This window comes from Hymenobacter sp. H14-R3 (assembly GCF_030063445.1).
Taxonomy (GTDB): domain Bacteria; phylum Bacteroidota; class Bacteroidia; order Cytophagales; family Hymenobacteraceae; genus Hymenobacter.
In genome coordinates this window covers 102,972-117,405 of sequence record NZ_JASITD010000014.1, presented here as the reverse complement: position 1 = coordinate 117,405, position 14,434 = coordinate 102,972, and the positions used below count along the sequence as shown (strand labels likewise).

The window sequence follows — 14,434 nt, the reverse complement described above, 5'->3', positions numbered from 1 at the left end:
AAAGAAACCGACCTCGCAATACGCAAAAGCCACGCACATGGCCAATACCAGCCGTTGGCGGGGCATATACAGATTGGCAGGAACGCACCACGGCACGTTCGTCGCCTACCATTATTCAACGGTAACACGCGCCGTGGTGCGTTCCTACGGCTGTTTTTCAGACCTATTTCAAGCCCTGCGCCGTGTAGTGGGCCAGCGCCATGATGGTGAGCATGGGGTTAACGCCGCTGCACGCCGGAAAGGCCGAGCCATCGGCCACGTACAGGCCCTGCACCTCCACGGTTTCGCCACTGGGGCGTAGCGGGTGGGTGGCGCGCTGGCCGCCGAGGCGGCAGGTGCTCATTTGGTGGGCGCTATACAGGCCAAAGCGGTTGGGGTGCCAGCGCAGGCTGGTGAGCTGGCCGAGCAGCGCGGGGTTGTGCAGGGTGCCGCCTTCGGCGTGCAGCGTGGGCAGGGTGCCGTGGGGTAGGAACACGGTGTGCGCCCCGGCCGCCACGTGGATTTCGGCGGCGGCGCGCACGCCGGTCAGCATATTCTGTTTATCAAACTTAGATAACTTGTATTCAATCAAAGGCTTACCTTGCGCATCGGCCTGCACACGGCCGCCGTCGCGGTCGCGGGTGAGCACAATGAACGAGCCCAGGTGGCTGGCGGCTTGCAGCAGCAAGCGGTGCTGCGTACCCGACTGCCAGGGCAGCACCATGGCCAGCAGGCCGGGGTGAGTGGGCGGCGTTTCGAGCTTCACGCCGAAGTTGGTGCCTTGCAGCCGGGTGAAGGTGTCGTTGACCACGCTCATGCTGGGGCCATGCCACGAGTGCATGGCGTGCGGGTAGTGGGCGGCCACCACCACGGTGGGGTGCAGGTGCAGGTGGCGGCCCAGGTGCGGGTGCCGCAGCCCCGAGCGCAGCAGCAGCGCCGGCGTCTGAATGGCCCCGCCCGCCACCACCACCCGCTGCGCCCGCACCGTAATGCGCACCGGGCGGCCCTCGGGGGTGGTGTGCACGGCCTCGGCCCCGGTGGCGCGGCCGCCCACCACGGTCACGCGCTCGGCGCGGGTGTCGGGCAGCAGGCGCGCGCCGTGGGCGGCGGCAACGCTTAGGTAGGTGTTGAGGGTGCCCTGCTTGACGCCGTGGGCATCGCCCAGCGTGGAGAAGCCCAGGCCCTGAAAGTACAAGTCATTATCAATCAACCCTTTCTCATTGCGCGGAATGAGCCGGGTGGCCTGCCCCAGGCGGGCCGAGCCGTCGAGCAGGGCCTGGTTCTGGCCGTTGTGGCGCGGGTAGTCAGTGTTCACGCTCAGGGCCTGGGCCACGGCATCGAGGCTGGCCTTGAAGGCGGGGCTGGTGAACTGCGGGGCCCGGTGCTCGCGGGCCCACTCGTCGAGCACGTAGTCGGGGGTGCGGAACGCGCCGGCCCAGTTCACGGTGGTGCCGCCGCCCAGGCAGGCCCCGGCCAGGATGCTCACGCCGCCATCGCGGGTGCTGAGCGCGCCACGCCCGTCGTAGAGGCGGCCCAGCATATCGGCCTCGCGCTGCGTGAAGTCGGGGCCGTGGCAGTAGGGGCCAGCTTCCAGCACCAGCACGTCGTGGCCGGCCTGGGCCAGCTCGGCGGCTACTACCCCGCCACCGGCCCCAGAGCCAATCACCAGTACATCACAGTGATACGTGGTGTCAACCACGGGCGTTAGCGGTTTCAGAGGGCGCTCGGTGGGCCCGGCCGGGCCGGGGGCGGCCGGGCCTACCGGGCCGGGGTAGCCCAGCGCGGCCCAGGTGGGGTTGAGGGAGCCATCGGCCGGGCTGCCGCCGTAGTAGAGAAACGTGCACAGCTTGCGCAGCGCCTGAAAGCCCTGCCGCAGCGCGGGCACCCGCGAGCCGGCCCAGCTTTGCAGCAGGCGCTCGCGCTGCGCGGGCACCAGCCCCCGGAAGGGCCGCAGCGGCCCCCACCACGTGAGGCCCGCCAGGGGTTTATCCAGTAAATCAAGCAGTTGCCCAAATTCAGTTTGCGCACCCAGGGGCTGGGCCTGAATGGCAGCAGCTAGCTTGTCGAGGTCCACCAGCGCGGAGCCAGCTGGCGCGCTGGCCGGCGTGGGGCCGGCCGGAATAAACGTATCGGCGAGGGCGCGCAGGGTGGCGGCGCGGGCGGGCGTGAGCACAAACATGGCGGGCGGGTGGGAAAAGGCGAGCGCAAGTGATTGGGGCTGAAAAGATAAGCCGCAAAAGGCCAAAGTAGTCGGCACGCCTACTAGTTGGGGCGAATACCAGCCCCGCCCCACCTTTGCCGCATGGCTACTCTTCTGCGCACTCCCGAAACCCAGCACCGCGTTCATTTTCAAGATTGTGACATGCTGGGCCACCTCAACAACGCCCGCTACCTCGACTATTTTCTCAACGCCCGCGAAGACCAGGTGGCCGAGCACTACACCCTCAACATGGGCGAGCTGGCCCGCGAGCAGCAGGCCGCCTGGGTCATTACCAAGCACCAGCTCAGCTACCTCAAGCCGGCGCGCCAAGGCATTATCGTGCGCATTCTCACCCAGCTTATCCACTTCGATAACTCCAACCTGGTGATAGAGATGCAGATGCGCACCGCCGACGGCCAGCGCCTGCTGGCCATCCTGTGGGCCGAAATGACCTTTGTGAAGCTACCCGCCGGCACCCGCACCGACCACGCCGATGCCCTCATGGACTTGCTCGACGAGCTCGACGTGCCCGGCATCGACTACGAGCCCGATGGCTTCGACCACCGCGTGAAAACCGTGCGCCACGAGCTGAAGCAGGTGCGCCGCGCCGCCGGCCAGCCCGACTGACTATAAAGCCCGGCCGTAGCAACCCGGCCCCGGTGCGAGGCGTACAATGCCGCACTCCCGGCACGCTCTTTCCAGCCGGCTCCTTTTCCACCCGTACCATGTCACTCTTCAGCAGCGATAAGCTCAAAGGCAAGCGCATTGCCATCTTGGCCACCGATGGCTTTGAGCAAGTAGAACTCACCGAGCCCCAGAAATTTCTTAAGAATGAGGGGGCCGATGTGCACGTAGTTTCCCTCAAGTCGGGCTCCATCAAGGGTTGGGACCAAACTGACTGGGGTGATAGCGTGGACGTTGACAAAGTGCTCGGCGATGTGCGCGTGGCCGATTACGACGCCCTCGTGCTGCCCGGCGGCCAGATTAACCCCGACAAGCTGCGCATCGAGCCCAAAGCTGTAGATTTTATTCGCGAGTTTGCCCAGTCGGGCAAGCTGGTGGCCGCCATCTGCCACGGCTCCTGGACGCTCATCGAGGCCGACGTAGTGCGCGGCAAGCGCATGACCAGCTGGCCCAGCGTAAAAACCGACCTGCGCAACGCTGGTGCCGAGTGGCAAGACTCGGAAGTAGTAGTCGACGGCAACTTCATCACCAGCCGCAAGCCGGAAGATTTGGATGCCTTCAATAAGAAAATCGAAGAGATGCTGCTAGCCGGCAAAGCCGCTTAGCTTCACAAATAACCTTGTAAAAAAGGCGTGCTTTACTTATGTAGAGCACGCCTTTTTTGTAAAGTTTGCTGGACTTACGCACGGTAGCTTTCCAGCTGAGTACATCAGAAAATCTCAGCGAACCTCAGCGGTTTACCTCCGCGTAACTCAGCGGGAAAGCTATCTTGTCAACTCCTTGCGTAAGTTCTACTAACTTTTATAACGAAGCTAATACTTTAATAATAAGTACATTACGGTATCAAAGACCAGCAGAAAAAGCCCTTGCATCTGCACCGAGCGGCCGTATCCGTGCAGGCGTTCGGGCCGCTTGGCGGCGGGGGAGGCGGTGCGGCGCAGCAGCCATACCCCCACGAGGAGGTAGCCCACGTCGAGGGCCGCGTTAAACAGGAATACCTGCCCGGTGAAGTGCATCTCGGCCAGGGCGGCGGCGGGCGAGAAGCCCGCGGGCGGGTGGCCGGGGTGCGTGCGCAGGATGCCCACAGCCGCCAAAATAGCGTTGATGAAGCCCCAGCCGCAGTTCATGAGGTGGAAGTGGTGGTGCCAGGTGCGGCGGTCGGTGCGTGGCAGCTCGTAGCCGCTGAAGGTGAGGTTGAGCAGCGCCCACACGCCCAGCACACTCAGGCCCCGGCTCAGCAGCAGCTCGTGGTGCTGGTAGGCGGCCAGCCAGGCCGGCGCGGCCGGCAGCGTAGAAAGCAGTAGCATAGCCACAAAGAAAACGCCCGGCCCGCCCAGTTGCGCGGGCCGCAGCCAAAAGTTGCGGCCCGCGCAGCTGGCAATGGGCCCAGCGGCGTACTTTTACGCCCGGCGCGCCCGTCGTGCCACCCAGCCCCGGGGAATTAGCTCAGCTGGTTAGAGCGCTACCTTGACATGGTAGAGGTCGCCGGTTCGATTCCGGCATTGCCCACCCTGATACCCTCTGGAAAAATCCCAGAGGGTATTTTTGGTTTTTGCTCCTGGTTAATAGACCAAGCTTTACTTACTGCGGCACAAGATGTTGCGCTTGGGGTCTCCGAACGTAAAGCTGGCCGTCGGTACTGGTTTATTTGCGCCAACGCAAGGCTGGCAGCCATGGAGGGCTGGTGGCTAGATGGCCCTCTTTAGGGAGTGAGCCGGCGCAAATGGAGCGGCAGTCTTTTTAGTAACTTAGCGGCTCACTTATATAGTTTACGGGCAATGGCAAACACCGCAGAAAGAAGGTACGATATGTATGCTGCAAACTTCGGCACGCTGGGTGTGCGAGATGCTTTTGCTAATCTGCTGCAGGAGTTTCGAAGGGCCTATCCCGCCAGCGAGATTATTTCGATACAGCATACCACATGTCAGACAGGCGATTACGGTCTTCTTAGCAACCGGAATCACCTGCTTTTGAGTCTTATCATCGAACACAGAACAGCTTAGTAAAGAGCCCTGCCAGCACACGCTAGCAGGGCTCTTTGCTTTTCATGAATTCTCGCTACTTTTACTACTCACTTTATTTGAATACTTAATGGGACTTTTTTCCGCAATTCTCGGTAACGCTGGGGTAGCTCAGCCCACCGAGCTACAAGCTGAGTATGGAATATTATTAGCCGAGGGCGAAGCCATTGAAATTGGGTTCAAGCTCCTGCGCGATGTGTTTATCTTCACCAATAAGCGCCTCATATTGGTAGATAAGCAGGGTCTGACCGGCAGGAAAATAGCGTATCTATCGGTGGGCTACAAGAGCATTTCGCGCTTTGCGGTGGAGACTGCCGGCCACTTAGACCTCGACGCTGAATTGAAGATTTGGGTTTCCAGTGAGTCACTGCCCAGCGTCACGCGTAAGTTCACAAAACAGGTCAACATCTACGATGTGCAGCGCATCTTGGCCCAGCATGTGCTTGGGTAGGGCACCGCGAAACGTAGGCACGAGTTACCGCTACACGCAACGCCCCGGCCGGTCGAGGCGCTGCGTGTAGCGAGCAGCAAAGCTTTATGCCTGCGCCAAGCCCCTGCGCGGCTCATCATCGCGCTACGAGCTTTCATGGGTGCGCGGCCCTTTGCCAGCGGGTTTAGGCTTTATTTCATTGGTGTTGTTCGTCGTTTTGGTGGGCCGGGCTGGGTCACTAGCCGTGGCATCGGCACTGCCTACAAGCTGGGCCAGTAGCAGGTGGTTGCACCGCATCCCGGCCAGAGGCGTGCCCATGTCGGACGCCAAAGCCTAGCCGCCGAGGTATTCTCACTGCCCAGGATGTTCCGGCCTGAAAGTGGCCTGTATTGCTCACCCTAACTCTCTCTGGTAGCTTACCAACGGGGTTTTTACTTATACAAAATCAAAAAGAGCGCCGACCAACTGGCTGGCGCCCCTCCTGATAAGTAGGTAAAGCTGAGCCGCAAGGCAGCCGGGTTTTACGGAAAGCGGTTTTTCTGAACCAGATGTATAGTCTGCAATTTGGGTTAGGTACGCATTTTTCAACCACGCGTACAAACACCTACCGTAAGGCAATATTTCACGCTAAGTCATTATTTATCAGTATTTTAATTAATACGTTATTCATTAAAAAAAGGCTGCCCTCACTGAAGGCAGCCTTTCCATAATTCAATTCAATTCAATACTTATTAAACACCGAGCAGCAGGCGGGTCGGGTCTTCGAGCAGCTCCTTCACACGCACCAGGAACGACACCGACTCGCGGCCGTCAATCACGCGGTGGTCGTAGCTCAGGGCCAGGTACATCATGGGGCGGATAACCACCTGGCCGTTCTCGGCCACGGGGCGCTGAATGATGTTGTGCATACCCAAAATGGCCGACTGCGGCGCGTTGATAATGGGCGTGCTCATCATGGAGCCGAAAATACCGCCGTTGGTGATGGTGAACGTGCCACCCGTCATCTGCTCGATGGTGAGCTTGTTGTCGCGGGCCAGGCCGGCGAGGCGCACCACTTCCTTCTCGATTCCCTCAAAACTCAGCTTCTCGGCGTTGCGAATCACGGGCACCACGAGGCCCTTGGGGGCCGATACGGCAATGCTGATGTCGCAGAAATCGGAGTACACGATGTCGCCGCCGTCGATGTAGGCGTTCACGGCGGGCCACTCTTGCAGGGCCACGCACACGGCCTTGGTAAAGAACGACATGAAGCCGAGGCCCACGCCCTTCTTCTCCTTGAACTTATCCTTGAACTTGGTGCGCAAGTCCATGATAGGCTGCATGTTCACCTCATTGAAGGTGGTGAGCATAGCCGTTTCATTCTTCACCGACACCAGGCGGCGAGCCACCGTTTTGCGCAGGTTGCTCATGCGTTCGCGGCGCTGGCCACGCTCGCCGGTTGCGGCGGGGGCAGCGGCCGGCTGGCTAGCCGGGGCAGCCGCGGGGGCCGGTGCGGCAGCAGGAGCCGCAGGCTTGGCCTGGGCGTTCTGAGCGTCGTCTTTGGTGATGCGGCCGTCGCGGCCGGTGCCGGCTACGTCGGCGGCGTTGATGCCTTTCTCACCCAGTATTTTGCCGGCGGCCGGCGAAGGCACGCCCGTGGCGTAGGTGGTGGCACTGGCGCTGGTTGGCTGGGCCAACGCAGGGGTAGCCGCCGCCGCGGACGGCGCGCTGGCCGCTGGTGCCACAGCCGCCGTGCCGCTCCCACCCTCAATGCGGGCAATAACGGCCCCAATGCTGATGGTTTCGCCTTCCTGCACGGCGTGGCGCAGGATGCCTTCGGCCTCGGCGGGCAGCTCAAACGTGGCTTTATCCGACTCTAATTCTGCAATTACCTCATCACGAGCTACTTGCGCGCCGTCGGGCTTCAGCCACTTAGCCACCGTTACTTCGGTGATGGATTCGCCTACGGCGGGAATCTTCATCTCCAGCGAGCTGCTGCCGCCGGCGGCGGGGGCAATGGGGGCAGCCGAGGCCGCACCGGGAGTGCTGGGGTCAGCGTCGGGGCGGTCGGCGGGGGTGCCGCCGTAGCCGGCCTGGTCGCTGGCCTGCGGATTCTCTTCGCCCTTGCTTAGCGGGTCGTTGGCAGCGGCGGGCGCGGCGGCGGCCGGGGCGCTAGCCGGGGCCGCGTTGCCGCTGCCCGCGCCATCGAGCTCGGCGATGACCGTGCCGATGTTAATCGTTTCGCCTTCCGCCACGCGGATTTTGAGCACGCCGTCGGCCTCAGCGGGCAGCTCAAACGTGGCCTTGTCCGATTCCAGCTCGGCGATAACCTCGTCGCGCTTCACGGCCTCGCCGTCTTTCTTGAGCCACTTGGCAATGGTGACTTCGGTGATGGATTCGCCGACGGCGGGGATTTTGATTTCGGTGGGCATAGTAAGGAGCGGGAATTTTGGCAAAGGAAAGAATTACGTCAGGCTTTGCCGAATGCGCTGCGTAAAAGTCTGGTAGAGGGCCGCCGCTGCGTCGAGCAGCGCATACGTTGTAGGCAGGGCAGCTGTGGCGAGGTGCTAATTACTTGAATACCTGCACCATACAGAACAATTATACACGGCGCAGATACTCACGCAATGCGCTAAACCACAACCTGGATTTGCGCTTCGGTTGTTACAGCTAGTCCTGTTTTTTGGCTACCTCGTTGGTTGCTTTGATTTGCTCGGTGGCCACTTCCTCCTTAGGCTTGTCGAAGGCGCGGGCCACGATTTCCTTTTGCTCTTTTACGTGCACCTTGTTGTAGCCGGTGGCAGGCGAGGCCGAGGGCTTACGGGCCACCACGTCGTGCAGCTCGCGGCGCATGAAGCGCAGCAGGTAGTTCCAGTAGCCCATGTTTTCGGGCTCTTCCTGCACCCAGATGAGCTTGGCTTTCGGGTACTTAGCCAGCTCGGCGTCGAGCTGCTTCTTGGGGAAGGGGTGCAGCTGCTCCAGGCGCACGATGGCCACGTCCTTGCGGGCGGATTTCTGCTGCTCGTCGAGCAGGTCGTAGTACACTTTGCCCGAGCAGAGCAGCACCTTTTTCACCTTCTTGGCATCGGCAAACGTGTCGCTGAGCACTTCCTGAAAGTGGCCGCTCGTGAAATCGGCTACCGGCGACACGCAGAGCGGGTTGCGCAGCATCGACTTGGGCGCCATTACTACCAGTGGCTTACGGAAGCTCCAGGCCAGCTGGCGGCGCAGGGCGTGGAAGAAATTAGCGGGCGTGGTGATGTTGGCTACCACGATGTTATCCTCAGCCGCCAGCTGCAAGAAGCGCTCGGGGCGGGCATTGGAGTGCTCGGGGCCCTGGCCTTCGTAGCCGTGGGGCAGCAGCAGCACGATGCCGTTCATGCGCTGCCACTTGCTTTCGCTGCTCACCAAAAACTGGTCAATCATGGTTTGGGCACCGTTGGCGAAGTCGCCAAACTGGGCCTCCCACACCACCAGGGCCGTGGGGTTGGCCATGGCGTAGCCAAATTCGAAACCCAGCACGGCGTACTCACTCAGCAGCGAGTTATAGATGCTCAATTGCTCGTGCTCGCCGGCAATGTTATTAAGCGAGTTGTAAGGGGCCGACGTTTCGGCGTCGTGCAGCACCGCGTGGCGGTGCGAAAACGTGCCGCGCTGCACATCCTGGCCGCTCACGCGCACCATGTGGTTTTCGGTGAGCAGCGAGCCGTAGGCCAGCAGCTCGCCGGCGGCCCAGTTGAGGGTACGCGTTTCGAAAAACATCTTGCGACGCTCCTTCAACAGGTTGTCAATCTGCTTGATAGGCCGGAAATTCTCGGGAATAGTAGTCAGTGCCTGCGCTACGCGCTCGATAGTTTCGGCCGAAATTCCGGTTTCTGGCGACTGCTCAAAGTCCTCACTCTTGGAGCGGCGCAGGGTGCGCCACTCGTTTTCGAGGGCCTGGTACTTATAAGGAAGCGGCTGTTGCTTCACCTGGTCGAGGCGGGCTTGCAGCGTGTCGCGAAACTCGCGGTCCATTTGGGCGGCCAGCTCGGCATCCACATCGCCGCGCTGCACGAGGCGGGCGTTGTAGACCTCGCGCGGGTTGGGGTGCTTCGAGATGACGTTGTAGAGCGTGGGCTGCGTAAACTTGGGCTCGTCGGACTCGTTGTGGCCGTGGCGGCGGTAGCACACCATATCAATGAAGATATCGGCGTGAAACTGCTGGCGGTACTCGGTAGCCAGGCGCACGGCAAACACTACCGCCTCGGGGTCGTCGCCGTTCACGTGAATCACCGGCGCGTCGATAATCTTCGCCAGGTCAGTGCTGTAAATAGACGAGCGCGCATCCTCAAAGTCGGTGGTAAAGCCCACCTGGTTGTTAATCACGAAGTGAATCGTACCGCCCGTTTTGTAGCCCTCCAGCTGCGACATCTGGGTCAGCTCGTAGCCGATGCCCTGGCCGGCCAGCGCCGCATCGCCGTGGATGAGGATGGGCAAAATCTGGTGGTAGTCGCCGCCGTATTGGTGCTCAATCTTGGCGCGCACGAAGCCTTCCACCACCGGGTTCACCGCCTCCAAGTGCGAGGGGTTGGGGGCCAGCTTCAGGTTAACCTTCTGACCGTTAAGGGCTTCTACCTCCGACGAATAGCCCATGTGGTACTTCACATCGCCGTCGCCCATGGTAAGGTCGGGCGTAGCCGTGCCCTCAAACTCCGAGAAAATCTGCTCGTACGTCTTGCCCATGATGTTGGCCAGCACGTTGAGGCGGCCGCGGTGAGCCATGCCAATCATCACTTCCTTCACGCCCAGCTCGGCGCCCCGGTTGATGATGGCATCAAGGGCCGGAATGGTGGTTTCGCCGCCTTCCAGCGAGAAGCGCTTCTGGCCTAAAAACTTGGTGTGCAGGAAATTCTCAAAAACAACAGCCTCGTTGAGCTTCTTGAGAATGCGCTTCTTGTAGTCGGCATCGGGGTTGAAAGCCAGCGCGTCGTGCTCCGTTTTCTGCTGGAACCACTCCAGCACTTGCGGGTCGCGGATGTAGGTGTACTCGAAGCCCACGGTGCCCGCGTAGATGCTGGTGAGCGCGGCCACAATCTCGCGCAGCGTGGAGCCCTGGCCCAGGCCGAGGTCGTCGCCCTGCCGAAATTTGGTATCCAGGTCGCTGTCGCTCAGGCCGAAGTCGGCGAGGTTGAGGCGGGCCTGGCGGTCTTTGCGCTCGCGCACCGGGTTGGTTTTGGCGCGCAGGTGGCCGCGGCTGCGGAAGGCGTGGATGAGGTTGCGCACGGCCGTTTCCTTGTCGTCGGCCGGGGTGCCCTGCGCCAGGGCGGGCGCGTTGTTGGTGGAGGCGCTGGTATTGAGCACACCGTAGGCATCGGGCTGCGGCACGGGGCCGGGGCTGGGCTCGGCAGTGGTTTTGAGCGCGCTGCCGTTGGTAGCGGGCGGGGCACTAGCGGCGCCGGGCACTAGCGGCTCACCCTCCGGGAATTGCTGCGAGAAATCGAACCCCTCGAAGAACTTACGCCAGCCAAAATCGACGGATTCGGGGTTGTTTCGGTACGCCTGGTACAGCGTTTCGATGGCCACCGCGTCAGCGTTGGCGATGTAGGAGTAGGTATCCATTGCGGGAATTTGAAGGGTCAGGCGAAAGCAATGCAAAAGTAAACTAGCTGGCAGCAAGCACGAAACCTGTATTCGGGTTTACAAATTTTACTGACAGTCAGTTTATTAGCTACATAGCTTACTGGCTAGGGTGCCGATGGTTGGCCAATTTAACTGAATTAGCCAGGATATCCGCCTACCTGGCTGCCCCATGTTAGTGCACAAGGGCAGCCTTTTGCCCACGGCACGGCAGCTCCGGCACCTGATTCTGGTTGAGAAACCAGCCCGGTTTGGATAGAATTTTTCCAACTACAAGGCTCACCCTAAGCTAATAGCGCTAGTGTTTGTTGGACAATAAGATTACCCAAAACCATTCTATCTTATTCATTGTTAGTGATTTTCTGCCCGAATAATTTGGCAGGCAGAACGCCCAGAACGCCGGGCCTAACTGGCGCAAGAGTCACTATTTTATGAATGGATAATGTTAAATTAGTTGCAAATATTTTGCTAGCTGCCGTGGCGCTGATTACCGCGCCTCACCCAGCCGAAACGGCGGCCCCTACCGCCAATATTTCTGCTTTTATCGCTTCAGCGGGCCGTAGCCACCGGATGGTAACGCGCACCACAAAGAAGAAAAAGCTGCTCAAAACCAGCTCCCGCACCTTTACCGTTACGGCTACGGCTTACCAGGCTGTGCCGGGCCAAACCGACAACGAGCCGTTTGTAACGGCCGATAACTCGCGCATTAAGCGCCACTACAGCAGCAAAACGCGCTGGATGGCCCTCTCCAACGACTTGCTGACGCGCTGGGGCGGCAAGTTCGACTACGGCGACAAGGTGCTGGTACGGGGCATTTCGCCAAAGCTCGACGGGGTGTACACGGTGCACGATACCATGAACAAGCGCCACCGGCACTGCATGGACATCCTGACTCACCCGAACGAGAAAGTAGATATTTTTACCAAAGACGTTAAGATACAATTAGTTACTAAGGCACCGAGCGTAACCGCCAACGCGCCCCCTGGCCGGACGCAGAAAGACCACACCCGGCCAATTGCCAGCCTGAGCCGCCTGCGAACGCGCCGGCCAGTGGCCAGCGCGCTGCGCATGCATAGGAGCTTTTTGGCCAGCGATAAAGGCGGCAACTATTTTGCCAGCGCCATTTTGTAGATGCGGTAGGGTTCGCGGGGCTGCCCCACGCCCTTGTTCCAATGCGGCGTTTTGTGAATGGCCGACGTGGTGAAGTAGATGGACTTGCCATCGGGGTCCCAGGCGAAGGTATCGGGCCATTCGAGGCGGGCTTCCTTCACCAGCGTTTCTATTTTACCATCCGGCGTACGGCGCAGTATCTCCGCGTTTTCGAAGGCCGTGAGGTAGAGGTTATTCTTGCTATCCATTTCCATACCGTCGCAGGCCGGCGCATCGGCCAGCTTCTCCACGGCAGCTTCTACCTGGGCCTCGGTGAGGGCCGCGTTGCGCAATACCGCAGTTTTGATGCGGTAAAGGGAGTGGCCCGATAAGGCGCGGTAGTAGAGGTACTGATTATCGGTACTGAGCGCAATACCATCGGCTTTGAAGGCGCCGGGCTTGCCGGTGGGGTCGTACAAGGCCGTGCCCTGGGCCTTGGTAATGAAGTCTTTATCAGGGAGCGTGGAGGGCTGCTTGGCCAGCAGCTGGCGCGACTTGGTGGTTTTGAGGTCGGTGACGACCAGCGCGCCGGTGCCCGAGTCGGTGAGGTAAGCGTAGTTGTTTTGCAGGTCGATGCGCACATCGTTGAGGTACGAATGGCGCGGGGCCACGCGCTCGGGGTACAGGATGGTTTGGAGGACCTGGCCGGTTTTGGGGTCGGTTTTCACCAGCTTCACGCCGCCGGGCACCGTGAACTTGAGGCCGGGCGCGGCGGGGTCAACTATCCAGAGCATGCCCTGGCTATCGACGTAGCCGGCCTGCGGGCAAATCCAGTGCTTCTGGGGCTCCGCTTTTACCGAGTCGTTCCAGGTGCACCAGCTCGCGTCGGGGTACGGCGTGAGGGTACTGTTGGCTCCCACCAGGGCCACTGGGAAGGTGGGGTTATAGTCCCAGCGCGGCGAAAAGGCGAATATTTTGCCGCCGGGCGCCACGGCCACGCCCGTTACCTGCGGGTCGGGAAATTCGGCCACGATGGTGAGCGGCGAATTGGCGGGCACCGGCGCCGGCACGTGGGCCGTCGTAGAGTCGGCGGGCATGGTGCCGCGCGCCTTGTTGGTGGCCGAGTCGTTGCCGTTGCAGTTGGCCAGCAGCAGGCCGGCGGCCGAGAGCGCAGCCCCGGCTTTGAGAAGAGAAGCAGTCATGGAAAAGGAAGGTTACTAAAAACCCCGGCCTCGTTGCGAGGCCGGGGTTTTGCATACGGGCGAGGCGGGTAGGGCGTTCGGCGGAGGTTATTCGCTCTGCGCGAGCCGCTCTGGTACCTGCTCTACCGGGCTGCCCCACCCCCGGCCCCTCCCCTGCGGGGGAGGGGGGCTTTTCGTCCGCGCGAACGTTAGGCTCCCCTCCCCCGCAGGGGAGGGGCCGGGGGTGGGGCTCCTCACAGCCACACGGCCGCCTCGGCGGCGCTCTGCACCTGGCCCTCGGCATTATAAAGCAGGCTCATGGGCTGGAAGGGGTTGGCCAGAATACGGTCTTCGCCGATGCCCCAGCGGGGCCAGAGGCCGGTGAGGGTGTGGGCGTAGCCGAGGTTGTCCCAGGGGTTGAAGATGGTGGCCGTCACGTCATCCACGAGCGCGTCGAGGACCAGCTCGGTGCCGGGGGGGTCGAGGGGGCCGGGGCGGCGGGGGTATACGTCGGGCACGGCTGCCAGCAGGTAGGCCGCGTAGTAGGCCCGGGCCTTAAATTCAGCTACTTGCGCGGGGTGCAGCGGGCGCTGGGCATCGTGGTACACCTGCCGCATGGCCTGGCTGATGAAGCCGATATCCACCAACGTGCCCACTACCACGGCGTTACCCATTTTAATGCTGAAAACCAGCGTATTGAGGTCGTCGTCGTACTCAAAGGCCGGGGCTTCGTAGGCCGCATCCACTTCGAGCACGAACACCGAGCCGGGGATAAAATCGGCGTAGTCGGTGGGCACGCGCAGGCCTTGCAGCAGCTGAAAAAACGCCCGAAACCGCTGGAGTAAATGCACGTTTTCGGCCAGCGGATACTGGGGCTTGATGAGCGGCTCCTGCTGCTGCACCAGTTCGGCGGCAAAGATGCCGTAGAACATCTTGCCCAGCCACTGCCACAGGCGGGCGGGCGGCAGGGCGCGCAGGGCGGCGGGGCCGGCCAGGGCGGCGGCCTGCACCTCGGCTTCCAGCGCGGCCAGGCGAGCGTGCAGGGCCGGCACCAGCGGCAGGCGCAGGGCGGCGTAGGTGGTGTGGCTTTGGTCGAGCAGGTAAATGGGGCGCTCGGCCAGGCCGTAAGTGGTTGTTAGCCAGTCGGAAAACACGGACACGGTAGCGGCCGGGCCCACGGGCTGGCCGGTGAGGAAGCAGCGGCCGGGGCCGAATTGCATGCCCTCGAAGGGGTCGTAAAGCGTAATCATAA

General features: G+C 61.4%; 10 protein-coding genes and 1 tRNA gene. 5 read left to right on the top strand and 6 right to left on the bottom strand.

The features are described 5' to 3' along the window. Positions 1-163: 163 nt before the first annotated feature. Entirely contained in the window at positions 164-2,158 is a 1,995-nt protein-coding gene (locus tag QMK33_RS14200) for a GMC family oxidoreductase (protein ID WP_283565260.1), read from the bottom strand. Between the two features lie 123 nt (positions 2,159-2,281). Here QMK33_RS14200 and QMK33_RS14195 point away from each other — a divergent pair, with 123 nt between their 5' ends. Both QMK33_RS14195 and QMK33_RS14190 read left to right on the top strand, forming a co-directional pair. Continuing rightward, positions 2,282-2,806, top strand: a complete 525-nt coding sequence (locus tag QMK33_RS14195; RefSeq protein ID WP_283565259.1) for an acyl-CoA thioesterase — start codon at positions 2,282-2,284, stop codon at positions 2,804-2,806. A 98-nt stretch (positions 2,807-2,904) separates the two neighbouring features. After that, entirely contained in the window at positions 2,905-3,468 is a 564-nt protein-coding gene (locus tag QMK33_RS14190; protein WP_283565258.1) for a type 1 glutamine amidotransferase domain-containing protein, read from the top strand. Between the two features lie 207 nt (positions 3,469-3,675). On the opposite strand, the gene QMK33_RS14185 is transcribed toward QMK33_RS14190, so the two are convergent. Next, a complete protein-coding gene (locus QMK33_RS14185; protein WP_283565257.1) occupies positions 3,676-4,170 on the bottom strand; it encodes a DUF6992 family protein in 495 nt (164 codons plus the stop codon). Positions 4,171-4,298: 128 nt separating this feature from the next. Between QMK33_RS14185 and QMK33_RS14180 the strand changes: the two genes are divergently transcribed. Continuing rightward, positions 4,299-4,372 (top strand) — tRNA-Val (locus QMK33_RS14180). Between the two features lie 582 nt (positions 4,373-4,954). Further along, positions 4,955-5,335, top strand: coding sequence for a PH domain-containing protein (locus QMK33_RS14175; RefSeq protein WP_283565256.1), 381 nt, complete (start codon positions 4,955-4,957; stop codon positions 5,333-5,335). 710 nt (positions 5,336-6,045) lie between these two features. Here the strand turns inward: QMK33_RS14175 and odhB are convergent. Beyond that, positions 6,046-7,725: a 2-oxoglutarate dehydrogenase complex dihydrolipoyllysine-residue succinyltransferase gene (gene odhB / locus QMK33_RS14170; protein WP_283565255.1), complete on the bottom strand. Its 1,680-nt coding sequence runs from the start codon at positions 7,723-7,725 to the stop codon at positions 6,046-6,048. Positions 7,726-7,963: 238 nt separating this feature from the next. Then, positions 7,964-10,894, bottom strand: a complete 2,931-nt coding sequence (locus QMK33_RS14165) for a 2-oxoglutarate dehydrogenase E1 component (RefSeq protein WP_283565254.1) — start codon at positions 10,892-10,894, stop codon at positions 7,964-7,966. A 453-nt stretch (positions 10,895-11,347) separates the two neighbouring features. Here QMK33_RS14165 and QMK33_RS14160 point away from each other — a divergent pair, with 453 nt between their 5' ends. Further along, positions 11,348-12,043: an RlpA-like double-psi beta-barrel domain-containing protein gene (locus QMK33_RS14160; RefSeq protein WP_283565253.1), complete on the top strand. Its 696-nt coding sequence runs from the start codon at positions 11,348-11,350 to the stop codon at positions 12,041-12,043. Here QMK33_RS14160 and QMK33_RS14155 read toward each other — a convergent pair. Continuing rightward, positions 12,019-13,203, bottom strand: a complete 1,185-nt coding sequence (locus QMK33_RS14155; RefSeq protein ID WP_283565252.1) for an SMP-30/gluconolactonase/LRE family protein — start codon at positions 13,201-13,203, stop codon at positions 12,019-12,021. The genes QMK33_RS14160 and QMK33_RS14155 overlap by 25 nt on opposite strands. A 233-nt stretch (positions 13,204-13,436) precedes the next feature. Then, the gene (locus QMK33_RS14150) at positions 13,437-14,432 is read right to left on the bottom strand and encodes a hypothetical protein (protein ID WP_283565251.1); all 996 of its coding nucleotides are present in this window, start codon (positions 14,430-14,432) and stop codon (positions 13,437-13,439) included. Positions 14,433-14,434 lie beyond the last annotated feature (2 nt).

What these genes read in the sequence shown, in the direction of transcription:
- QMK33_RS14200 (WP_283565260.1), bottom strand. Translation starts at nt 2,158, where the DNA reads ATGTTTGTGCTCACGCCCGCCCGCGCCGCCACCCTGCGCGCCCTCGCC.
- QMK33_RS14195 (WP_283565259.1), top strand. Translation starts at nt 2,282, where the DNA reads ATGGCTACTCTTCTGCGCACTCCCGAAACCCAGCACCGCGTTCATTTT.
- QMK33_RS14190 (WP_283565258.1), top strand. Translation starts at nt 2,905, where the DNA reads ATGTCACTCTTCAGCAGCGATAAGCTCAAAGGCAAGCGCATTGCCATC.
- QMK33_RS14185 (WP_283565257.1), bottom strand. Translation starts at nt 4,170, where the DNA reads ATGCTACTGCTTTCTACGCTGCCGGCCGCGCCGGCCTGGCTGGCCGCC.
- QMK33_RS14175 (WP_283565256.1), top strand. Translation starts at nt 4,955, where the DNA reads ATGGGACTTTTTTCCGCAATTCTCGGTAACGCTGGGGTAGCTCAGCCC.
- odhB (WP_283565255.1), bottom strand. Translation starts at nt 7,725, where the DNA reads ATGCCCACCGAAATCAAAATCCCCGCCGTCGGCGAATCCATCACCGAA.
- QMK33_RS14165 (WP_283565254.1), bottom strand. Translation starts at nt 10,894, where the DNA reads ATGGATACCTACTCCTACATCGCCAACGCTGACGCGGTGGCCATCGAA.
- QMK33_RS14160 (WP_283565253.1), top strand. Translation starts at nt 11,348, where the DNA reads ATGGATAATGTTAAATTAGTTGCAAATATTTTGCTAGCTGCCGTGGCG.
- QMK33_RS14155 (WP_283565252.1), bottom strand. Translation starts at nt 13,203, where the DNA reads ATGACTGCTTCTCTTCTCAAAGCCGGGGCTGCGCTCTCGGCCGCCGGC.
- QMK33_RS14150 (WP_283565251.1), bottom strand. Translation starts at nt 14,432, where the DNA reads ATGATTACGCTTTACGACCCCTTCGAGGGCATGCAATTCGGCCCCGGC.